Raw genomic sequence first — 21,473 nt, forward strand, 5'->3', positions numbered from 1 at the left:
CGGGTGCTTTCCACATAAAAAGGGCTATCGAATGGTCAGTTAAGCGGTGTGCCAATTAATCATAAAACACCATGGCCTTCAAGCACATTTAACATAGCAGTCAAATACAGGATGTACCACTAGCGGCTTCGGCAATACTGTAGTTTTGGTCAAGCACCAACTGAGCTGACTCTAATTTGAATTCGGGGCTAAAACTTTTTTTCATTATGTCACCTGTTGAATCGTTGAAGTGAGAGTATCACCTCTATGACGGTGACCAAAATTATTGAACCACAGCACATGTTCAGTGGCTTTGCCTCCATGCTCACCAAGAACGCCAAAGGCGGTGTCTATAGCTCCCCCAGCTTAAGCGCGTACAGTAACCAGATTGTCAGCAACCCAACCTTGTTTGCCTTTGCTAAAGGGGCGGGACTGATGGGCGAAGCAGGACCCGAAGCGATCATGCCATTGACTCGCGGTGCTGACGGTTCGCTAGGGTAGGGGTCAGGGTTATTACCCCCAAAGGGCTGGAGGGTAACGGCAAGGGCAATGTCAATATCCAAGTTTATATCACGGACGGGAAAGCCAAAAGCTCATCATCGAAAGGCGATGACGAGGCATTCGGGCGGCGTTTTGCTCAGGCCGTCGCTCAGGTTTATTACACCGAACGTGACAGGGACTTGCGGCAGGGTGGTGCCATCAACAAAGCGATCAGGGGGCGATAATGGAAACCTTTACATGGCAAAGGCGTTGATAAGAGATGCCCTTACTACATATTGTAACGAGCATGGCTTTATGGTTATGGAAGCGACTGAATCGACAATTTTGTGTTCAAAAGAAACTGAGGGTATGGCATCTATAATGACTCAAATGGCAATCGGGAACTCCTATTCCACTACGCCAGTCGTTAAACTGAGATTCTCCATTGGAGAAGTAGATAAAAAAGTTAAGGTATGGGCTGACACATGGGTGGAAACCCAAATGACTATGGGGCAAATTAACCAGATGAAACTTAATGATAATTCTACAATTAATGCATTACAGGATCGCTTAGATAATTTAAATCCAAAGAAAAATCTGTAAAGCTTCTGCCATAAACACAGGACAAATTATGTCTCCAAACTGGCAGTCAGTACTGACTGATATCAGGCATTAATCATAGCTATCAATAAAGCTACGGATGGCTTAAATGCCCACAAATTTCATTGCATCATAGGTGAAGTAATGTACAATGTAACACAAATGTAATTACATAAGGTAATACTATGAGCACAATCCAGATTAGAGTGGACGAAGAACTAAAAAAAAGTGCTTATCAGGCATTTGATAAGCTGAATTTATCCCCTTCCGATGCGATGCGTCTTTTTCTACGTTATGTAGTTGAAAATGAAAAATTACCATTCACAGAAGTATCCGTGATGGTCTCAGAGCAAGATGAGGATGAAGATATCCTTGATGTCGTGCGGGAACGTTTAAAAAACCCCGCTAAACGCATCCGGGTAAATCTCGATGAAATTTAACATTGAGTTTGATGAGCGCGCTTTAAAGGAATGGCAAAAGCTGGATAACAGCATCCGTGAGCAGTTTAAAAAGAAGCTACGGAAGCGACAGGATAACCCTTATATAGAGTCAGCCAGATTGCACGGTGATTTGGCGGGCTGCTTCAAAATAAAATTGCGATCTTCGGGCTTTCGCCTTGTCTATCAGGTGATAGACGAAGAGATTGTAATCTGGGTGATTGCCGTGGGTAAAAGAGAAGACTCAAAAGCCTATAAGGTGGCCAGCGAACGCGTTTCCCGGTAATTGATTCATAGATGTACAACCCGCTTCGGCGGGTTTTTTGTTTTGGGAGATATTGACATGCGACAGCACATTATTCAGGCCATCATGGAGCACGCCAGAACAGAATACCCCAATGAATGTTGCGGCGTGATAGCCCAGAAAAGCCGGGTAGAAAAATACTTCCCCTGCAAAAATCTAGCCCCCAATCCCGCCGAACAGTTCCAGTTAGATCCTCATGATTATTTGGCCGCGTCAACATGGGGAACCATTACCGGTATTGCTCACAGTCACCCGGATGCAACCACGCTACCCAGCGATTTAGACGAGGCGCAATGCGACTTTACCGAGTTGCCGTGGCATATCGTGAGTTGGCTGGAGGGGGATTTCAGGACAATTTATCCCAGAGGTGAATTGCCGTTGGTGGGGCGCCCCTTCGTTCTTGGCATTTACGATTGCTACGGTCTGATTATGGGTTATTACCGTCAACAATACGGCATTGAATTGCCTGATTATCGAGTTAATTATCCATGGTGGGAACGGGGCGAAAATCGTTATATCGATAATTTTGAGCGAGAGGGATTTGTTGAGGTCAGCGAGCCACGGGAGGGGGACGCGGTGCTGATGCAGGTTCAGGCCGATGTACCCAACCATGCCGGGATTATTCTTAATGGAAATTTATTGCTGCACCATCTTTATGGTCAGTTGAGCCAAAAGGTGCCGTATGGGGGTTATTGGAAAGATAGAACTGTGAAGATACTGCGATATGAAAAATTGCATAAATAATCGATCATAACTAGCATGGAAGAATATCACCGAAAAAAAGAAAGTTAATTCTGGAGAAACAATAAAAGGGGGATGGGTGACAGGGCGAGAGCATGAAAGACTAATTTTCGAACGAATTGTGTAAATAAAGCACTAATTCATACTTTAACAAGACCAGATTGAGTGATATTTATTCTAATTATGGTTGCGTAGCATACATTTCAAGCTCAAAAAACGTTCACGCTCTCGCCCTGGGCTTCATTTGTTGTTTTGACATAAAAAGTTCCATGCCTCAGATATAATAAGGCCCAGCCATAATCAATTCTTAACTATCAGGAATTGACCAGAGGGCCGGACTCGATTGCGGTGAATCATAGAGATATCGTTGCTCTTTGTCAATTCCGTATTATTGCCTTTTTCGATATAAAATATCATGATTGCTTTTTATTTTAGTTTTTTGTGTTAAACAAGAAATGGATTACAGTTTTAACTTCTTTTTTTATGCTAGAGTAATTATGTATTATTTAGATTAATCATGATTTCTATACTTGCGTCTCGCTGATTTTGTTCAGCATACCAATCACTTTTCCTAATATGTGATCGAAATTTTCTTAATCTGTGAAGTAACAGCCATAACGAATTCACGCAGAACTCAATAAAAAATATTGTTTCAATTCAATACTGTTTTAATTGGTTATGTTAATGGGAGTGATAAACCCGTAGAAAGTTACGGGTTTAATTATTATCTCAATTAAGCTGCTCTTACTATGTAGTTGAATGCTATGTTGCGGGGACGGGTTTCTGTTCCTGTTGAATCAGCAATCGTATTATCCATATAACCATAACCACCAGATCCCATTCCTATAGCAATGCCCAATCCGCGAGGATCAGCTCCGTAGTTAATGTTTTGCTGGACACTATTGAAAATGCGATTCCCTGTACCTAAATTCTCGGCTGTAGCAGTTGAGCTGGACCACATTCGCTGAAGTCTGTGACTATGTGGAGCAATATCTGCTAATTGATCAGAAAGTAGATGTCGACCAACGTCCACTCCACGCCCATTATCCCAACCGCGAATAAATTCCCCTCTCAAATCAGGTAGCTTTCCAGAGGGATAGGCAAGGGCAAGTTTCGGATATTTTGCTTTATCAAATGAGTCACCATTACATACCAGCCAGCCTTCTGGTGGGTTTTCCGTTGGCCAAGGGACGGGTACACCAACAGGCAAGGATAATCTTTCCATTATTGTCTCTAGTCCAAGGTTTTTAATAAACTCTGCCTTGTTAGGTATGTCTGCTCCGTTCTGGTCTTTAGCCAGCCGTGTATTAGCATTAGTGTTTGCATTGTCAGCCTTTTGGTCTGCTGTCTTTGCTAGATCAGATACTGCTTTAACTGCCTTAGAAGTTGCCGCAGTTATTTCACCATCACTGTTAATATCGTTGCTTAGAGTAACAAACCCTCTATCGGTCAGTGTTGCATAGGGATGATTCCGGCTTTGGGCATGCTCTGCAATTTTCGCATCGACAATTTCTTTCACATACTTCCGGCTAGGCACTATGAATAAATCACAATCTTCGGGGCATGGTGTATCAGGCTTGCTATCTTGTGTACTCATATTTACTCCCTCATTTAATCAACAATGTGTATTGCTAAGTAACATGAGGCGGGACACTTTTCCGCCAGTGAGCATTAATAAAAAAATTGAACAAAACTGGAGAGTGTTTCTTGGGTTAGGGTGGCACAGAATGTCTGATAAGACATCAATAAAATCCATTCCCATTGGTGATAAAATTTGGCAAAGACGCTTCCTCTTCGTCTTTTAACCCTGATTCCATTCATCTCTGGCACAGTGACAGAAATAAAAAAATCAATATGCTACGTTAAAAAGGAGAATCACCCTCTTTTAACTTGTTGATTTTTATGATGGTCAAAATCTTGACCATCTTTTTTAATGCCATAAAGCTGTTCAAGCATCACAAATAGTGTGTTTGTTGTTCCTGTCTGTATTTTTGGTAATTCATTAATTTTTATGATGGTTGAAATTCCAACCATCTTTAAAGGCGGGATTTCTCACTCTTTAACTCACTGCCTCCGTTTCAAACGGAGCGATCAAACACTGAGCAACTTGGGAGTCTAATTTGACGACCTCGACTAAATCAATGGTTTGCAGAGCTATCTGGAAATCAAGCAGGCTGCATATGCACATATGGAAAAGGGCAGGAATCTGCCCTATAGTGATTACTATCCTTCCTTGAAACTGATATTAATATTTCTTATCTAATCAGTATAAAATCAATTATTATATGCCTTATCGAGTACGTTTTCTGTTTGTACATACGTATGTGCATACATGAAATAATCGGTGTAATTATTTCATTTAATTATTTGTTTTTATTGATTTTTATTAATTTTGAATTTATTCCTGCTTCAAATAATACCGCAATACCCAGCACGGACATCACATAATCAGTGGTATTGGGCATACTGTTGTGGACAACATGCAGATCAGTGTAAGTCAAATAAAAATAGCCATAACTGCTCAAGGTGAGCAAAATAAAAAGGTAATCCCAAAAATTGAATTTAGCGGTTGAATAACGTTGAGAAATCGGAAACAGAATAAAACCTAAGATCAGAATGCCCGCGAGAAATGTCGCATTGCGATAAAATTCCTGTGTATTGGATAACGCATTGGCATAGATAGCATAAAGGGAAATGGCGATGGCAAGTATCGTGGTGAGCTTCAGGTAGAAGCCGGTTAAATGGCGGTTGCCTGATCCTGCTTCTTTATCCCGTTCAATATCCCGTTCAATTTTATCCAGATCAATCGGGGATGGCGTTTTATTATCAGTATTCATGGTGACTCCATACTATTATGGCCAATAACATGATAGGAAAATGAAGGTGTTAGGCCGAAAGTCATGATTGATTGCCCGCAGATTTAAGTTCTGGCGGGACGAGAGAGTCCGGAATATCCAGGCCAATTTCGCGAAAATATTGATAGGCACCAAGATGTAATGGTACGGAAACACCTTTCAATGCGTTTGCGGGCAGAATATATTTTGCGGAGCTGTGGATCTGGTGGACTTCCTTCTGATTTTCAAACATCACTTTGGTTAATTTATAGATGGTTTTTTCATCTATCCTGCGTGTTGTCATCAAAATATTGGGTTGAGCAATAGTTTGGATGGGCTGTGTTTGGCGAGGGTAAGTCTCTGGGTGAATGACGAAGCGAAACCATGAATTGGCGATAGCGTTAATCTTTTCCAGTTGTTTATCGGTGACATTGAGAATGCGGGCAGGAACGCCACTGGCATACATGTCCGTGACGGCTGATGCCGGCACACCCGCAGGTAAGGCACCACCATCAAGGCGGCCATCCCGCATGGCTGAAACGGTATCACCATAGCCAAGATATTCCGGACGAATATCTTGTTGGCTGAGATTAACCCCTTGCAGGATAATCAGGGTAGATTGTTCAGTACCACTGGCTTGTGGCCCGATGGAAAAGCGCGTTCCGGCAATATCGTTTAGCGTTCCATCCTTCACTTTATCGTCTAATAAAACAAAGTGTTCAACATTCGGCCAAAGAACGGAGATAGAGCGCAGATCCTGATAAGGGTGGTTTTTGAAATTCCGCACGCCTTGATAGGCTTCGACGGCGATTAAACTTTGTAGAATAGCGAGCTGGGCTTCATTCTTTTGGAGTAGATCAATGTTTTCAATCGAACCGGCTGAAGATTGCCCCGTAACCTGAATATCTTCCTGTTTCAGATGGTTACTCCAGACATTAGCTAAACCGACGCCCATTGGGTAATAAGTCCCGCCTGTGGAAGCGGTTGCGACGGAGAGAAAGCGTTTATGGGCATTTTCCATTTTTCCTGTCATGGCCATGATGATCAGAGCAATGGCGATCATCGCCGTTAACAGGAGCTTTACTTTTGAGGACGCCATATTCTTTATTGTCATAATGTGATTACCCGATGATGTTGTGCCGTGAGTGGTGTCATAAGTAAGTGATGTCATAAATGGAAGCTAACTATTTGCATTAACTTGTATACAACATTACCTCTCTGGTTCAGAGTTTAATGTTGAAAATTTGTGATAGGTGTTTTGTATACCGTAAAAAAATAAACGAAAAATAGGGAGTCACTGATCGATTTTAAGTGAAAGAAATGCCCTGTATAATCTTGCAGGGGATAAAAAATCAGCCTTTATGAACAAATATCATATTAGCTTTAGAAAAACCCAATTCAGTAAAAATCCCTGTCGTTTTATGATGATTTAATATTGATAATCTGCAAGCTAATTCAATAGCTTCCTTAAACTAATCTGTTATTGATTTTTGAGGAGATAGAATAATGGCTACCACACGTAATAATATTAATCTCTATAATATTAAAACCCGTTATGCTGGTATTTCGGTCAGTGATAGTGGGGGAAACGGATTGCCTGTTTTGTTAATTCATGGCAATTCAAGTTGTAAAGAAGTATTTCTTCATCAAATTAATCAGTTAAAAGGAAAGTATCGGGTTTTGGCGTTAGATTTGCCCGGGCATGGGCTGTCATCGAATGCCACTGAACCCCGTCAAGCCTATTCAATGCTGGCTTATGCACACACGGTTATTGAAGCACTGGAAAAAATAGGCATTAACAGAGTGGTGGTTTTTGGTTGGTCGCTGGGGGGCCATATTGGGTTGGAAATGCTGGCCTTGTTCCCTAAGATGATCGGCTTAATGATTTGTGGTACTCCGCCGGTATCCGTCGGTGCAGATAACGTGGCCCTTGGTTTTCGTCCCGGCTTGGGGCTTGCCGGCAAAGCAGAGTTTACTGAGGAAGACGTCAAGAATTTTGTCTCTGATACTTATGGCGTGAATGCGCCTCAAGATCCTTTTATTGTTGAAGCGGTGGTCAGGACAGATGGATTGGCGCGGCAGTACATGTTTGAGGCTTTTCTTTCTCCTCAGGCAACCGATCAAACGTTATTGGCCGAAACCAGCGAAATACCGTTAGCGATTGTTAATGGGGCACATGATCCTTATATTAATTTTGATTATATTGCTGGGCTGAAGTACCGAAACCTTTGGCAAGGCAAAGTATTTAATCTGGCAGGTATTGGTCATGCGCCGTTCTGGGAAGCGCCTGAGTTATTTAATCCAGTCTTAGTTGAATTTCTTAAGGAATTTTAATGAAGTTGGGTGGAGAAATCCTTTGGTGAGGCTAAATAATAGTGGAAGTTTTTTATTACATACTTTATTTCAATAAGTTAGTTTAAAAAACTCCCTGCTATTATATTCAAAACTTAGTTTAACCATTATTTTTAGGTTAAAGCTTCCCACTGTAAAATAATAACTTGAATTAGAATTCAATTAAATAATGGCAAGGGTATTCTTTTTGTTTATTGAATATCCTTTTTTTATTTATTATTAATCTATAGGCAAAGTTCCCTTAAAACTTGGCTGGATACATTTTTACAGAGATTTTCGCAGTGGGATTTTATAGTATCATTAAATACACTACAAGCTAATGCGTTTGCGTTAGCAGTAACAATTGTCCCTACCATTAATGACAGTATACAAGCAGCTAATTTTCTGTTCATGGTTTGTACCTCATAAAATTAGAGATTAACATCAATAAAACATCAAGATTAACAATGTGAATAGTGTTAACATCAACGTGATTGCTTATGTCAACATGCTCATTTTTGCAAATTCTCTGGGTTTTTAGCTATTGATTCCTTCATTGTATTTACATCCTGTTTATAAAATGACAATGATTTTTTTCATTATCTTATGGGAAAATGCTTAATTTGCGGGTGTTGGTTAAGCCCCGTTTTGGGAAGAGCCTGAATTTGAATTAAATAATAGCAAGGATATTCATTTTCTGACAAGAATACCCTTGTTTTTTTGTCAGTAAAATAGTAACACTGAATTATAAGCAAACGGTTCTAGCCAATTTTAGCAAAATATTATCAAAAGGTATGTTATAACATAATTTTACTAAAATAGATTTAATAGGATTATCAAAAGCCTCAGCAATTACCGCATTTGCGTTAACAGTAACAGTTGTTCCCAAGACGAATGCAAGTATACAAGCAGCTAATTTTCTGTTCATGATTCGTGCCTCATAAAGTTAGAGATTAACATCAATTAAACATCAAGATTAACAATGTATATCGTGTCAACATCAACGTGATTGCTTATGTTAACACACTCATTTTTACAAGTGTTCTGGGTTTTTGGCTATTGATTATTTCATTTTGTTTACATATCGTTTTCATTTTTTTGATAAAAAATACTAATGGTGCGTTTTTTCATTATGTTATGGGAAAGAAAAATAAAACAAATATAATGTAAACATATTTTTAGTGAGATTAATTTGTTGGATACATTAATGAATATTTTATTTTTTGTGTGATAATTAATGGTGTTATTTCTTTGTGTTGATTGTGTTGATTGTATTGATGTTATATTGAATTGATTTTAGGGAGACTCAAAAATCCACCTGATATACAAGTGGATATATACTCTGTAAACTTCAAGTTGCCGCCCGTAAGACGAAAGCAGCTTATTATCTCCCCCGCGGCGCGTGGAGATAATAAGTGCCTCTTGAAGTACGACGAGTATATATGATCTTTAATTAGAAAAATGTTGATAAATGTCTTTTTAATTGTTTAATGTATTGAGAAATTTGGGGATTTTTTATCACATCATAACAAGCAAATGTAGGTAGTGGAGACATGCCTAAAAATTGGTTTGCCTTATGGAAAGGATAGTAAACACTGTCAATGCCTTTTCCTTCAAAAAATTGATTGGGATCTTCAAATGATTCCAGAGGTGCATTCCAGGTGACCGAAAACAGATAAGTTTTGTTTTGTATCAGGCCACCTGAACCATATTTTCTGGCAGGATCGTGACGGGTTCGGCCATCATCCTTAAACAGGGTGCTACGGCCAGCACTGAAAACTTCATCGACATATTTCTTCAGGACCCACGGGGCTTCCATCCACCAACCCGGCATTTGGTAAATAATGCTATCCGCCCAAAAAAATTTATCCACTTCCATGCTCGGTTCATACAACCAGCCAATGGGATCGGTGGGCTGTTCCAGATGACAGAACGTCAGTTGAGGAATGGCTGTTTTGACCGCATGGGTATTGGGGCATGTTAAGGCAGTGACTTTGTCAGCCAATTGTTGTAACTGGATTTCGATTTCTGCGCTATCGGTTTGGTGATGTAATACGCCCATTTTTTATTTCCTTATCGATTAAAAATCATGATGATAAGAAAAATCCACGCCATGGCGTGGATTTTATTGAAATACGTAGAGACAAGAGAAACGATTAGACGTTAAACAAGAAATTCATTACATCGCCATCTTTAACGATATACTCTTTCCCTTCTGCGCGCATTTTGCCGGCTTCTTTCGCTCCTTGCTCGCCTTTGTAAGTGATGAAATCTCCAAATGCAATAGTTTGGGCACGGATAAAGCCTTTTTCAAAATCGGTATGGATCTTACCCGCAGCTTGTGGGGCGGTTGCACCGACTGGGATTGTCCAGGCACGCACTTCTTTCACGCCCGCAGTAAAGTAAGTTTGCAGATCCAGCAATTGATAGCCAGCACGAATGACACGGTTCAAACCCGGTTCTTCAAGGCCCAATTCCGCCATGAATTCTTCGCGGTCGGCATCTTCCAGCTCGGCAATATCCGCTTCAATCGCAGCACAAACCGGAACAACGACAGAACCTTCTTTTTCAGCAATGGCGCGGACGATATCAAGGTGTGGGTTATTGTCGAAACCATCTTCATTGACGTTGGCAATATACATGGTCGGTTTCAGGGTCAGAAAGCTCAGATAGCGAATGACGGCTTTTTCTTCTGCATTCAAATCCAAAGCGCGTAACATGCCGGCTTGTTCAAGGTGAGGAAGGCACTTTTCCAAGGCTTCCAACTCTGCTTTAGCGTCTTTATCGCCACCTTTGGCTTTTTTCTGTATCCGGTGGATAGCGCGCTCGCAGGTATCCAAATCCGACAGCGCCAGTTCAGTATTGATAATGTCAATATCCGCCGCAGGATCAACTTGACCAGAAACGTGGATAATGTTGTCGTTTTCAAAGCAGCGCACGACATGGCCGATGGCTTCGGTTTCACGAATGTTAGTCAGGAACTGGTTACCCAAACCTTCACCTTTTGAAGCGCCTTTTACCAGACCGGCAATATCCACGAATTCCATTGTGGTTGGCAGGATACGTTGTGGTTTAACAATCTCAGCCAACTGATCGAGACGGGGATCTGGCATCGGCACAACACCTGTGTTTGGTTCGATAGTGCAGAACGGGAAGTTTGCTGCTTCGATACCTGCTTTGGTCAGCGCATTGAATAATGTAGATTTCCCAACGTTAGGCAGGCCAACGATACCGCATTTGAATCCCATATATTTATCACCTTAAATCACTTATAAACCAACGAGCAATGCGCTTGTCGGTGAGTTATACAAAATTGGCGCTATTATACACGCAAAATAGCCCGCTGCGCCATGCACTCCCTGTCAGGCGCTGGCTTTAAACGCATGCAGGCGGTTAATTGCCTTATTCATGCCATCTTTAGTCAGGATGTCGGTACAGCGCAATGCTTCATCGATGGCGTCGTCAATCAGTTGTTGTTCACAGGCCGAGGGCTTGCCAAGGACGAAACCCACGACTTTGTTTTTATCGCCCGGATGACCAATGCCGATACGCAGACGATGAAAGTTAGGGTTATTACCGAGTTTATTCTGGATATCTTTCAGGCCATTATGACCACCATTGCCGCCACCCAGCTTCATTTTTGCCACACCCGGCGGTAGATCCAGCTCGTCATGCGCAACCAGGATTTCATCCGGCTGAATGCGATAAAACCCCGCAAGGGCAAGGACGGCTTTACCGCTGAGGTTCATGAAAGTGGTTGGCACCAGTAAACGAATATCCTGCCCGCTAATGTTAATGCGGGCGGTAAGCCCCCAAAATTTACTCTCTTCTTTCAGGGGCTGGTTATGGCGTTGTGCTAACAAATCGACAAACCATGCTCCGGCATTATGTCTGGTCTGTGCATATTCAGCCCCAGGGTTTGCCAGGCCAACGATTAATTTTATGTTACTCACAGTTTTGGTTCGCTTATTGGCAATAAAACAAAAAGGAGATTAGTTTACCTATCTCAAGGCTTGAGTACAAAATTCATTATGTCTTTGTCTGGCAATGATGTCTGGCAATCCGTTGTGTTACCCGACGCGTTAAACTGAATCGTTTTGATGTTTTTTCGGTAAGCTCTCTTTTTAACAAATATTATTTTGCTGTAATGTAAAAAATCAGGCTTAAATTTGTACAACTTGTGATCGCTGCCGCAATAACCTTTTATATAATAAGGCTATAATTCATTACAAAGAAGATATCTACTTTCGTGCTTTTGCGTTCGTTGTATTTGCAAATTGGCGTTCACCAAAAGTATTGGAGGTTGGTTATGAGATGTAAAAAGGCGTTTGTTTTTGGCAATATTCTCATGGGGGCGGGAATGGCGGCAATGCTGGTGAGTCTGGCTTATGTATTGCTGAGTCATATCTTCCATTTTAATCTCTCTGAATTTTTGACAGACCTCTCATTAATGGGGTTATTTATTGGCGCATTTATTTGGTTGGTCGGGGCCAGTATTGGCGGTCGGGAACAGGTGACTGATAAATATTGGTGGCTGAAAAATTACGATGAACGTTGCCGGCGTAAAAAACATCGACATCCGTGAAGATTTTTAATGTCAGCATCCGGTGAATTAAGATAAGGCGGTAATGGTTCCCGCCTTATCTTTATCGGTTAAATATTCCGCATATCAAAAACTGACATTGATACCGAGGTTGAAATGGTAGTCATTATTCGGTTCATTATCGTGCTTTTCATGTGATACAGCGGCAAATGCGTGAAAGTTATCGGCCAGAATAGCATTGACGCCGACGGTGTATTGAATGCGATCTCTATCCTGTTTTTCTCCCGGTAGTACGAAACTTGTTTTGGTTCTATTGATTGCGCTGCGAAGAGTATAGTGTTCATCATCGAATTGGTGATTGAGCAGGATAGAGGCATAGGGATTGAGGTAGCCCAATTTTGTATCGATGCGCCAGCCCACCGAACCTATTCTGGAATGGTAGTTTTGATTGCTAAAATGCATGGCGGTACTGTTGTCACCCGTTTCACGGTAACCATCAACACTTCCGTTGTCCCAAACATACTGGATGATCGGGCTGGTGGTCAGGTAACGCGTGATGGGAATATCCCAGCCTGCCGTAATACGCCAACCCCATTGTCTGCCCATCGTTGAACCTGATTCCCTGCGCGTCGCTTCTCCAAGCTGAATGGAACGTGACAGATTGTCGTAATTGTTGCGTGCATAATGAACATCGCCACTTAACCATCCATCGTCATAGTAGTTCCATAGTGTGTAAGCGGTTATAACATGACCCGTCGCGGCATAATTGAAATTAGGCGTTGCATTTTGTTTAGTTTTGTAATGTGAAATTGTTGCCCCCAATAGCCAATTATCCGTCAATTGATAATCACTCCCTAACGTAAGGGTACTATTGTTATTGCCGGTATAACCGCCGAATACGCCAACCTTATTTTGGGCATTGCCATTATTGCGCAACTGTTGCAGATGACTGTCCAGTAAGCTAAGTGTCGTTGTCACGGGAATGCGGTTGATAGAATTCAATGCCAGCACCTGTAAAGGAGCGGTATAGATCGACATAACATATTGGCCGATGACTTTGTGTGTATCAGGTGTCGGGTGGAGATTATCGGAAAACAAATAGGGTTGGCTGTTATCAAAGTGAGGATCGGAAGAATAACACGCCCCAGCACGTATCGCATATGGGCAGGCATAACCCAGAGTATTAGAAAGACCATAAGGAATTGGATTCTCGATGACTTCTTGTAAGAGCTTATTGACATCAGCACGCAGGATATTACCGTTACCGAGCAGATTGTCTACTTTCTGGTTATATTCGTTGGAAAAATCAGAGGCCAGTTTGCTGACATTATTATAAGCATCAAATAATTGGCGATAAATTTCTTTGGCTTTATCTGGGTCTTCAGGAAAAGCATTTTCAGCTATTTTTTCAAAAACTTCCTGAAGAATTTTATCTCTGGTTTCTGCATTGGGTGTCGGGTACTTGTCGATGATTTTATGAACTTGTTTCAGAATTTCCTCGATATCTTCTTCGGGTATCCCGCTTTTTTCTAGAGCACCTTTAAGCACCTCTTCCATAATTCTGGGGGTTTTACCAAGATCGGGAACAGTTGGTGCAATAATCAAACCCGCGCCAGCTTTAGCAAGTTGATTGATCTGCGATGCTGCGGAGGCGGAACTATCATTGATATCCTGTTGTGCCTCGTCCTTATCATCCTTCTTGAGATATTTCAGAATAGCGTCCTTTACATCATTGCCGCCCACCCAATGTATGTATACACCATTGGGATCAGCCCGCCCAGAGTGTGCATGTAAATAATCATCGAGCTGCCTTCGCGTTGAATGTATTACCGAATAATCATATGAACCATTCGCTGTTGCGCCGGCGTACGCATAATTGGTTCCGCCATTTAGGGAGGGTTTTAATTTCTTATCAGTGAGGTGACGAGTGATATATTCATCGTAAAGTTCAGAATCTTCTCCATCTGTTGTGAATCTTCCGAAATAAGTATTTCCAATATCACTCAAACTATCTCCAAAAACATATACATTGTCATAGGCATACGAATTTGTCATGAGGTTAACGAACAGTGCAGTCGTGGCGGATACTAAAAAAAGGGCTTTTTTCATATCGTTCTCCTGAAAAGACAGCGCATGATGTTAATACCAGCCCAATATCTTGATTTAAAAGGAACATTAGCTCATTTCTGCTCATTTCTCATCGGTTGACGGCTGATTTTTTGATCATTTCAGTTCGATACTACTTCTATTTGCCTATACGAAAACTAAATGAAGTATTAGCTTTTGCGCAACATTTTTGAATAAAAATCAAACAAAACGCAAGGCAACCCTATTGACTGCCTTGCGTTCCTGCGTGCTGAATTAGAAACTGGCGTTGATGCCCACACTGAAATTGTAGGTAGGATCTTGGGTATTGCCGTCATTGCGGGTTACGGCAGCAAAACCACGGACGTTATTGATGAGATTTGCGTTCACGCCGAGAGTATATTGACGCCAATTTGTGCTCTGTTTACTACTTTCCTGCGTAAAAGAAATTGTGGTGGAGTTAATGGCACCGCTCAGTTTATAGCGGGTATCACCAAATTGGTGATTGAACTGAACAGCGGCATAAGGGTTAACACGCCCCAGTGTAGTATCGACTCGCCAACCCAGTGTCCCGACTTTAGACGTGTAATCCTGATCAGCAAAATTCATGGAAGAGCTGCTGTTGCCGGATTCACGGTAGCCATCGATTTCACCTTTATCCCAAGCGTACTGGACGATTGGGCTGGTGGTCAGATAGCGGTTCACCGGGATATCCCAACCGGCGGTAATCCGTGCTCCCCACTGTTTCCCTGTGGTGGCACCGGTTTCCCTGCGCGTTGCTTCCCCAAGCTGGATGCTACGGGTCAGGCTGTCATAATTGGTGCGTGAATAGTGGACATCGCCACTCAGCCAGCCGTGGTTGTAGTAGTTCCACAAGCTATAAGCGGCCAGAACATGACCACGTCCTTCATAGGTGAAGTTAGCTGCGGGAGTCCGTTCGTCTTTATAGTTTGAGTACATGGCACCTAACAGCAGGTTATCGATAAGCTGATAATCGCCGCCCAGCGTAAAGGTTTTGTTCTGGCTGCCGCTATAGCCGCCAAAGACACCTGTTTTGCCCTGTTCATTGCCACCATTGCGCAGTTGTTGCAGATGGCCGTCAAGGGAAGAGAGGGCACTTTTAACCGGGGCACGGTTGGCTTGAGCCAGTGCCATGACCTGTGTTGGTGCAATAAAGATAGAGGCTATGTATTGGGCTTCAATTTTATGCGCTAATGGATTTGGGTGGAAATTGTCAGAAAATAAAAACTTTTTGACAAAATCGGGATCATCGGAGGAACATTTAGCGGCACTCTCGCCATATGGGCAGGAATAGCCTAATGTATTCTGAAAGCCATAAATCAGCGGGTTAGCGATGACTTCATTCAGCAAGCCATTGATATCGGCACGTAAGATATTGCCGTTTCCTTGGCTGATTTGTTTGTCTATTTCCTCGTTATAGAAATTTGTCAGCTTTGTCGCACTTTCTCTGGCTTTTTTATAGCCCTCTGTAAGTTCTTTTTCAATTGCTGTAGCGGAAGCTCCTGGAATTAATTTTTCACCTTTTTCCGCTAATGTATGAAATACTTTTTTTAGCGCCAAATCACGTGCCGCATCATTGGGAATCACATGTTTATTAATTTCTGTATGAACTTCTTGCAGAATAAAATTAATCCGATCTTCGGAAACCCCTTTACCTTCCAGACCTGTTTTTATTAAGCTCTCGAATAACTTAGGCGTAGTACCCACATCAGGAACCGTCTGCACAACCACTAACCCTGCACCCGCAGCGATAAGGCTATTGATTTGGCTAGAAGCAGCGGCAGCACTGGTTTTGACAATTCTAAGCGCCTCAAGAGGATCTTTCTGGCCTGCAATTAAGGCTTCGGCAAGATCATTACCGCCAACCCAATGAATGTATATGCCATTGGAATCTGCCCGGTTATTATGCAGGCTGAGATAATCATCAACTTGTTTTTGGGTATTGGGATTAAAAGCATCCAATTTCGGATCTTGGCGTGCCATTCTAAGCGCAGTGGCACCACCTTGGGCATAATTGGTTCCGCCATCTTTGGATGCGGTCGGTTTGGGAACCTTAATGTATTCAGCAAAATACTCATCATATAACTGGCTTGTCGCGCCATCCGTGGTGAAACGCCCTACATTCCCGCCATCGCTCAAGCTATCACCAAAAACATAAACTCTGTCATAGGCATAAGCATTCGAAATCGCATTGATTGAAAGCGCTAACAGTGCAGGTGTAAATAAAAATGCCTTTTTCATTGGCACTCTCCTTAAAAAAGTCGTTTTTGTTATTGCGATCAGCCCATTGCTTTTGGGCTGACGCATTGAATGTTTGAAGCAAATTTGCATCAGGCAGTTAACTTATTGATAACGACCGCCTGCGATTAAGTATGGTTACCCGTTAGTAATCGGCCACATTGATTTGAAATTTTTATATATAATGTGATGTTAGTACGTTGATCTTTTAAAAATCCCTCCAGCAATAACCTGATAACAAGCTGTCTCGGCAGGATTTAGGCCAAAAGATGCCATCACCTCAAATTGAGATGTTCATAGTTTATTTATGAGTAAAATTTATTTTTCTGGATTGGAAATAATACTTACTTGCCGATACTGCATTATGACGTAATGAAATAATATCCTACCGTCATTGATTGCGTGACAGGTTAGCAGCAACTTTTCAATGACACCAGTATTGTCAGAGGATTAGACAACTGGACGTACCAGATGAAGGGGGCATCTTTGCGGAATAAGCCTTTTTGTTTGTTTATAAATTAAGCAAATCGATGACGTGGAAAAAATTGACATCAATTAACTTAATCTATTGATATAACTAATTATTTTACAGTGGTTAATATTCCGGTTAGTGATTGGTTCGAAATGGAATCATTAACTTTGCCCGTTAAACAAACAGAAAATCCCGTCACTGCACAGGCAGCAACGGGGTTTTTCAGGCAATGATTTATTTAATCACTTGAATAAGTTTGCGCTTAATATTTGTTCTAAGACGCCAACGTCAGTGCTTAAACATTAGTGCTTAAACGTTAGTGCTCAAACATCGCAGAGATTGACTCTTCATTGCTGATACGGCGAATAGCTTCAGCCAACATGCCAGACAGTGTTAAAGTACGAACCTTGTTCAACGCCTTGATCTCATCGGACAGAGGAATTGTGTCACAGACCACAAATTCGTCGATCACTGAGTTCTTGATGTTTTCCACTGCATTGCCGGAGAAAATAGGGTGGGTGGCATAAGCAAACACGCGCTTCGCCCCACGCTCTTTCAATGCTTCGGCTGCTTTGCACAGTGTGCCACCGGTGTCGATCATATCATCAACCAGAACGCAATCACGGCCAGCAACATCACCAATGATATGCATGACTTGAGAAACGTTTGCACGTGGGCGACGTTTATCAATGATAGCCATATCGGTATCGTTCAGCAGTTTGGCAATGGCTCGGGCGCGAACAACACCACCGATGTCCGGGGAGACAACAATGGGGTTTTCCAAATCTTGCTGGAGCATATCTTCCAGCAGGATTGGGCTGCCGAAGACATTATCAACCGGAACATCAAAGAAGCCTTGGATCTGTTCAGCGTGCAGGTCTACCGTGAGAACACGGTCTACACCCACGCTGGACAAAAAGTCCGCGACGACTTTGGCGGTGATAGGCACACGGGCTGAACGGACACGACGATCCTGACGAGCATAACCGAAGTAAGGAATAACAGCGGTAATACGGCCAGCAGAAGCACGACGCAGGGCATCAACCATAACGACTAATTCCATCAGGTTGTCGTTGGTGGGTGCGCAGGTGGACTGGATGATGAAAACATCACCGCCACGTACATTTTCATTGATTTGAACACTGACTTCACCATCGCTAAAACGACCGACGGCAGCGTCTCCCAGGCTAGTGTACAGGCGGTTGGCAACACGTTGTGCTAGTTCAGGTGTAGCATTACCAGCAAAAAGCTTCATATCGGGCACGGGATAAACCTCAGGCTTGTGTCCAGAGAGATATTGTTGACCAATCGAACAAATAGTGTTCATTGGTGCAATAACACGGGTATCCCAGAGCGGAATGTATGCAATGGAGAAATGTTAACACCACGCGCAACAAAGCCCTGCATCCACTCTGGGGCTTGATTTAACACCTTACGGGCCGATGCTTCTGATTCGAACTCGCCGAAAACACACGCACCGGTTCCGGTCAGGCGTGACGGTGCGTATTCTAGCAGCCATAAAAGAAGCTGTTCAACCTCACGAAAACGTTTTCTTGCGATTGGTTCACAATCATTTGCAAATGGTGCCTGTAATAATGCGCCTAGAGCACGAATCGGAGAATTTCTTTTTAATTCAGGATCTGTGAAGATCGTCGGCGTTGCTATTTCAATTCCGGGGTGGGCGACTAAAAACCATTTTTCTTCCGGTGATGCGGGCTGGAGTTTTTCCCCAATGCCTTCGGCAAATGCAGCATGGCCTTTGACAAAGACCGGAACATCGGCACCAAGGCCTACGGCAAGTTGTGCCAATTCATCATCAGACAGATGGGCTTGCCAATGGTGGTTCAGGGCAATGAGTACGGTTGCCGCATTGGAAGAACCGCCGCCCAAACCGCCGCCCATCGGCAGGCATTTATCAATGTGAATGTCGGCGCCCAAATAGCTGGTTGCGCATTCTCGGCTCTTGGGAGCTGGTGCAGGATGATGTTGTAACGTGCGTTTTTGTAACGTGCGTTTTTGTAATAAGTGGCCCTGTAATAATCGGGCGGCTCGCACGATCAGGTTATCATCATGGGCGACACCGGCAACCGGCGTCAGCAAGCGGATTTGATTATCCTGACGCGGGGAAATGGTAATTTCATCACCATAATTCAAAAATTGGAACAGCGTTTGCAGTTCGTGGTAACCATCGGATCGCCGTCCTGTGATATACAAAAATAAATTCAATTTTGCCGGAGAAGGCCAGGTTAAAGTCATTATTGAATCGTCCAATTATCCATCTTTAATTTGATGCGGTTTTTTCCTTGCGTCAACTCCAATCGCGTGGGTAAGGCTGGTGTCATTGATGTATCGTATCCTTGGTAATTGACTTGCCAGATTTCCCCCTTCTTTTTGTCACTCACGGATCTCAGCAGGTAATTGGCATCCAACCGGAAATCTTTGGCACTACCCGGCAGGCCAATTATCCAGCTTTTGAGATTCTCCAGCGGAATATGCATATTGGTTAACTGGTAAATTAAGGATTCAGGTTCATTACTGAGATATTTTTTACCGTTATTGTCAGTAACCTGAATCCCATTCGGTTCAACGAATAATTCCAATTCTGTTGTACCCAGTGGATTGAGCAGCAGTAATTTATAATTATCAGGTGAGTATTGTTGCCAGAAAAATCGGGCATACACTTTTTTTTCATTTGCCAGATAAGCGAAAGAACCACGGGTTTGGTAATGCCCCAGCTTTGTCAGTTGCTGTTCACGGGCGTGCCATTGCGGCGTATCTGCTGATCCCGTGCCGGTCGGGGGTTGTGTGACTGTACAGGCAGTCAGCAAAACACCAGAGAGGGGAAGTAAGCGAAAAAACGAAAACATTTTCATACGATAACCCTTGGTGGTCGATATAACAACGTAAAGCGTGCTACCCAAGTCTATAATCAAGGGAGTAATTTAGCGAAAGTTTGCTAAGAATTCTCGAATAAATTATCGCAGAACCGTCCGATTGACTTTTATTGAACTGACGCATCAAGTAGAATGCTCGCCCAAAGAGTCCTTATGAAGGGTGTGAGTTTATGAGAATAATTATCGATATCATAATAACCTTGCCTCCTATGATAACTCAATGCAGTTAAGATGACTTTATTAGCACTCGGTATCAACCATAAAACAGCGCCTGTTTCTTTACGTGAGCGGGTGGCTTTTTCTCCAGACACGCTAAAGTTAGCGCTTGATGACTTGCTCCGACAGCCTCTGGTGCGGGGCGGCGTTGTGCTGTCCACCTGTAACCGCACGGAACTTTACCTCAGTGTTGAGCAGCAGGGTAATTTTAAAGAACAATTAATTCATTGGCTATGCCGATATCATCAGCTTACTCCTGATGATTTAACCGCAAGCCTCTATTGGCATTTAGACAATGAGGCAGTCAGCCATTTGATGCGCGTCGCGAGCGGCTTGGATTCCCTTGTCCTGGGGGAACCGCAGATTTTGGGGCAGGTGAAAAAGGCGTTCGCTGAGTCGCAAAATTATCAATCTCTGTCGGGTGAACTGGAGCGCTTGTTCCAAAAATCGTTCTCGGTGGCTAAACGGATCAGAACAGAAACGGAAATTGGCGCAAATGCCGTTTCCGTGGCATTTGCTGCCTGTACATTGGCGCGACAGATCTTTGAATCCCTTTCCCGCCTGAATATCCTGTTGGTAGGGGCAGGGGAGACGATTGAACTGGTCGCACGTCACCTGAAAGAGCATGGTGTGAATCGCATGATGATTGCCAACCGGACAAAAGAGCGGGCACAGATGCTTGCCCGTGAAGTCAATGCAGAAGTGATTTCCCTGCCCGATATCGATACCCGGTTGGCACAAGCGGATATTGTTATTAGCTCCACCGCCAGCCCGCTGCCGATTATTGGCAAAGGCATGGTTGAAAGAGCGTTGAAATTACGCCGCAACCAGCCGATGTTATTGATTGATATTGCGGTTCCCCGCGATATTGAACCGGATGTTGAAAAATTGAGTGATGTTTATCTGTACAGCGTGGATGATCTACAGACCATTATTCAGCAGAATCTCGCCCAACGTAAAGCGGCGGCGGTGGTTGCGGAAGGGATTGTGCAACAAGAAAGCAGCCATTTCATGGATTGGTTGCGTTCTCAGGGCGCTGTCAATACAATTCGTGAATATCGAGAACAGGCAGAGAAAATCAGGGCTGAGATGACGGCAAAAGCATTGATGTCCATAAGACAGGGTGCTGATGCTGAACAGGTTATTAACCAATTGACCTACCAATTGACGAACCGTCTGATCCACACACCGACGAAATCTCTCCAACAGGCTGCCAGTGATGGCGATCTGGAACGCCTGAATCTATTACGGGACAGCCTTGGGCTGGATCATAATTAACCCTATCCTAAATTAAGGTC

20 protein-coding genes and 1 pseudogene are annotated in these 21,473 nt (G+C 42.9%); 8 read left to right on the forward strand and 13 right to left on the reverse strand.

From position 1 onward, the window contains the following. Positions 1-306: 306 nt before the first annotated feature. The 5 genes and pseudogenes from PSI17_RS10815 to PSI17_RS10835 all read left to right on the forward strand — a co-directional run. Positions 307-704 (forward strand): annotated as a pseudogene (locus PSI17_RS10815) (tape measure protein); the annotation flags it as partial. A gap of 13 nt (positions 705-717) precedes the next feature. Beyond that, entirely contained in the window at positions 718-1,062 is a 345-nt protein-coding gene (locus PSI17_RS10820; RefSeq protein ID WP_273552003.1) for a hypothetical protein, read from the forward strand. A gap of 182 nt (positions 1,063-1,244) precedes the next feature. After that, positions 1,245-1,499 carry a type II toxin-antitoxin system RelB/DinJ family antitoxin gene (locus PSI17_RS10825; RefSeq protein WP_273552004.1) on the forward strand — a complete coding sequence of 85 codons (255 nt, stop codon included), beginning with the start codon at positions 1,245-1,247 and terminating at the stop codon, positions 1,497-1,499. Continuing rightward, positions 1,489-1,782 (forward strand): type II toxin-antitoxin system RelE family toxin, encoded by a 294-nt coding sequence (locus PSI17_RS10830; RefSeq protein ID WP_273552005.1) that lies wholly within the window; start codon positions 1,489-1,491, stop codon positions 1,780-1,782. The genes PSI17_RS10825 and PSI17_RS10830 overlap by 11 nt, the downstream gene beginning before the upstream one ends. 57 nt (positions 1,783-1,839) lie before the next feature. Next, positions 1,840-2,544: a C40 family peptidase gene (locus PSI17_RS10835; protein WP_273552006.1), complete on the forward strand. Its 705-nt coding sequence runs from the start codon at positions 1,840-1,842 to the stop codon at positions 2,542-2,544. 730 nt (positions 2,545-3,274) lie between these two features. Here PSI17_RS10835 and PSI17_RS10840 read toward each other — a convergent pair. The 4 genes from PSI17_RS10840 to PSI17_RS10855 all read right to left on the reverse strand — a co-directional run bounded on the left by PSI17_RS10840 (position 3,275) and on the right by PSI17_RS10855 (position 6,474). After that, positions 3,275-4,138: a tail fiber protein gene (locus PSI17_RS10840; RefSeq protein WP_273552007.1), complete on the reverse strand. Its 864-nt coding sequence runs from the start codon at positions 4,136-4,138 to the stop codon at positions 3,275-3,277. Positions 4,139-4,416: 278 nt separating this feature from the next. Continuing rightward, on the reverse strand, positions 4,417-4,575 hold the full coding sequence (locus PSI17_RS10845) for a hypothetical protein (protein ID WP_273552008.1): 159 nt from the start codon (positions 4,573-4,575) through the stop codon (positions 4,417-4,419). Between the two features lie 329 nt (positions 4,576-4,904). After that, on the reverse strand, positions 4,905-5,378 hold the full coding sequence (locus tag PSI17_RS10850) for a hypothetical protein (RefSeq protein WP_273552009.1): 474 nt from the start codon (positions 5,376-5,378) through the stop codon (positions 4,905-4,907). Between the two features lie 61 nt (positions 5,379-5,439). Further along, positions 5,440-6,474, reverse strand: a complete 1,035-nt coding sequence (locus PSI17_RS10855) for a TAXI family TRAP transporter solute-binding subunit (RefSeq protein WP_337927210.1) — start codon at positions 6,472-6,474, stop codon at positions 5,440-5,442. Between the two features lie 407 nt (positions 6,475-6,881). On the opposite strand from PSI17_RS10855, the gene PSI17_RS10860 reads away from it, so the two are divergent. Continuing rightward, the gene (locus PSI17_RS10860; RefSeq protein WP_273552011.1) at positions 6,882-7,709 is read left to right on the forward strand and encodes an alpha/beta fold hydrolase; all 828 of its coding nucleotides are present in this window, start codon (positions 6,882-6,884) and stop codon (positions 7,707-7,709) included. Between the two features lie 742 nt (positions 7,710-8,451). Here the strand turns inward: PSI17_RS10860 and PSI17_RS10865 are convergent. The 4 genes from PSI17_RS10865 to pth all read right to left on the reverse strand — a co-directional run bounded on the left by PSI17_RS10865 (position 8,452) and on the right by pth (position 11,659). Continuing rightward, positions 8,452-8,634, reverse strand: coding sequence for a hypothetical protein (locus PSI17_RS10865; protein ID WP_273552012.1), 183 nt, complete (start codon positions 8,632-8,634; stop codon positions 8,452-8,454). A 525-nt stretch (positions 8,635-9,159) separates the two neighbouring features. After that, a complete protein-coding gene (locus PSI17_RS10870) occupies positions 9,160-9,768 on the reverse strand; it encodes an NAD(P)H-dependent oxidoreductase (RefSeq protein ID WP_273552013.1) in 609 nt (202 codons plus the stop codon). 94 nt (positions 9,769-9,862) lie between these two features. Continuing rightward, on the reverse strand, positions 9,863-10,954 hold the full coding sequence (gene ychF / locus PSI17_RS10875) for a redox-regulated ATPase YchF (RefSeq protein WP_273552014.1): 1,092 nt from the start codon (positions 10,952-10,954) through the stop codon (positions 9,863-9,865). 114 nt (positions 10,955-11,068) lie between these two features. Beyond that, positions 11,069-11,659 carry an aminoacyl-tRNA hydrolase gene (pth, locus tag PSI17_RS10880; RefSeq protein ID WP_273552015.1) on the reverse strand — a complete coding sequence of 197 codons (591 nt, stop codon included), beginning with the start codon at positions 11,657-11,659 and terminating at the stop codon, positions 11,069-11,071. Between the two features lie 356 nt (positions 11,660-12,015). Between pth and ychH the strand changes: the two genes are divergently transcribed. Further along, positions 12,016-12,291 (forward strand): stress-induced protein YchH, encoded by a 276-nt coding sequence (ychH, locus tag PSI17_RS10885; RefSeq protein WP_273552016.1) that lies wholly within the window; start codon positions 12,016-12,018, stop codon positions 12,289-12,291. An 84-nt stretch (positions 12,292-12,375) separates the two neighbouring features. Here the strand turns inward: ychH and PSI17_RS10890 are convergent, their stop codons facing one another. From PSI17_RS10890 to lolB, 5 genes are all read right to left on the reverse strand, one after another. Beyond that, a complete protein-coding gene (locus PSI17_RS10890) occupies positions 12,376-14,358 on the reverse strand; it encodes an autotransporter domain-containing protein (protein ID WP_273552017.1) in 1,983 nt (660 codons plus the stop codon). A gap of 252 nt (positions 14,359-14,610) precedes the next feature. Then, positions 14,611-16,596 (reverse strand): autotransporter outer membrane beta-barrel domain-containing protein, encoded by a 1,986-nt coding sequence (locus tag PSI17_RS10895; RefSeq protein ID WP_273552018.1) that lies wholly within the window; start codon positions 16,594-16,596, stop codon positions 14,611-14,613. Positions 16,597-17,381: 785 nt separating this feature from the next. Then, positions 17,382-18,329: a ribose-phosphate diphosphokinase gene (gene prs, locus PSI17_RS10900; RefSeq protein WP_273552019.1), complete on the reverse strand. Its 948-nt coding sequence runs from the start codon at positions 18,327-18,329 to the stop codon at positions 17,382-17,384. A 59-nt stretch (positions 18,330-18,388) separates the two neighbouring features. Further along, complete coding sequence (gene ispE / locus PSI17_RS10905) at positions 18,389-19,321, reverse strand: 4-(cytidine 5'-diphospho)-2-C-methyl-D-erythritol kinase (RefSeq protein ID WP_273552020.1); 933 nt, start codon at positions 19,319-19,321, stop codon at positions 18,389-18,391. Further along, positions 19,321-19,938, reverse strand: a complete 618-nt coding sequence (gene lolB / locus PSI17_RS10910; protein WP_273552021.1) for a lipoprotein insertase outer membrane protein LolB — start codon at positions 19,936-19,938, stop codon at positions 19,321-19,323. Before lolB ends, ispE begins: the two co-directional genes overlap by 1 nt. A gap of 252 nt (positions 19,939-20,190) precedes the next feature. Here lolB and hemA point away from each other — a divergent pair, with 252 nt between their 5' ends. After that, the gene (gene hemA, locus PSI17_RS10915) at positions 20,191-21,453 is read left to right on the forward strand and encodes a glutamyl-tRNA reductase (protein WP_273552022.1); all 1,263 of its coding nucleotides are present in this window, start codon (positions 20,191-20,193) and stop codon (positions 21,451-21,453) included. Positions 21,454-21,473: the final 20 nt, after the last annotated feature.

Origin of the sequence: Xenorhabdus sp. IM139775 (assembly GCF_028598745.1) — a bacterium.
Taxonomy (GTDB): Bacteria; Pseudomonadota; Gammaproteobacteria; order Enterobacterales; family Enterobacteriaceae; genus Xenorhabdus.

Coding starts and splice junctions, on each gene's coding strand:
- hemA (WP_273552022.1), top strand. CDS start 20,191: ATGACTTTATTAGCACTCGGTATCAACCATAAAACAGCGCCTGTTTCT.
- lolB (WP_273552021.1), bottom strand. CDS start 19,938: ATGAAAATGTTTTCGTTTTTTCGCTTACTTCCCCTCTCTGGTGTTTTG.
- PSI17_RS10870 (WP_273552013.1), bottom strand. CDS start 9,768: ATGGGCGTATTACATCACCAAACCGATAGCGCAGAAATCGAAATCCAG.
- PSI17_RS10890 (WP_273552017.1), bottom strand. CDS start 14,358: ATGAAAAAAGCCCTTTTTTTAGTATCCGCCACGACTGCACTGTTCGTT.
- PSI17_RS10895 (WP_273552018.1), bottom strand. CDS start 16,596: ATGAAAAAGGCATTTTTATTTACACCTGCACTGTTAGCGCTTTCAATC.
- PSI17_RS10855 (WP_337927210.1), bottom strand. CDS start 6,474: ATGGCGTCCTCAAAAGTAAAGCTCCTGTTAACGGCGATGATCGCCATT.
- PSI17_RS10850 (WP_273552009.1), bottom strand. CDS start 5,378: ATGAATACTGATAATAAAACGCCATCCCCGATTGATCTGGATAAAATT.
- ychH (WP_273552016.1), top strand. CDS start 12,016: ATGAGATGTAAAAAGGCGTTTGTTTTTGGCAATATTCTCATGGGGGCG.
- ychF (WP_273552014.1), bottom strand. CDS start 10,954: ATGGGATTCAAATGCGGTATCGTTGGCCTGCCTAACGTTGGGAAATCT.
- PSI17_RS10820 (WP_273552003.1), top strand. CDS start 718: ATGGCAAAGGCGTTGATAAGAGATGCCCTTACTACATATTGTAACGAG.
- PSI17_RS10830 (WP_273552005.1), top strand. CDS start 1,489: ATGAAATTTAACATTGAGTTTGATGAGCGCGCTTTAAAGGAATGGCAA.
- PSI17_RS10865 (WP_273552012.1), bottom strand. CDS start 8,634: ATGAACAGAAAATTAGCTGCTTGTATACTTGCATTCGTCTTGGGAACA.
- PSI17_RS10835 (WP_273552006.1), top strand. CDS start 1,840: ATGCGACAGCACATTATTCAGGCCATCATGGAGCACGCCAGAACAGAA.
- PSI17_RS10845 (WP_273552008.1), bottom strand. CDS start 4,575: ATGGTTGGAATTTCAACCATCATAAAAATTAATGAATTACCAAAAATA.
- PSI17_RS10825 (WP_273552004.1), top strand. CDS start 1,245: ATGAGCACAATCCAGATTAGAGTGGACGAAGAACTAAAAAAAAGTGCT.
- PSI17_RS10860 (WP_273552011.1), top strand. CDS start 6,882: ATGGCTACCACACGTAATAATATTAATCTCTATAATATTAAAACCCGT.
- PSI17_RS10840 (WP_273552007.1), bottom strand. CDS start 4,138: ATGAGTACACAAGATAGCAAGCCTGATACACCATGCCCCGAAGATTGT.
- ispE (WP_273552020.1), bottom strand. CDS start 19,321: ATGACTTTAACCTGGCCTTCTCCGGCAAAATTGAATTTATTTTTGTAT.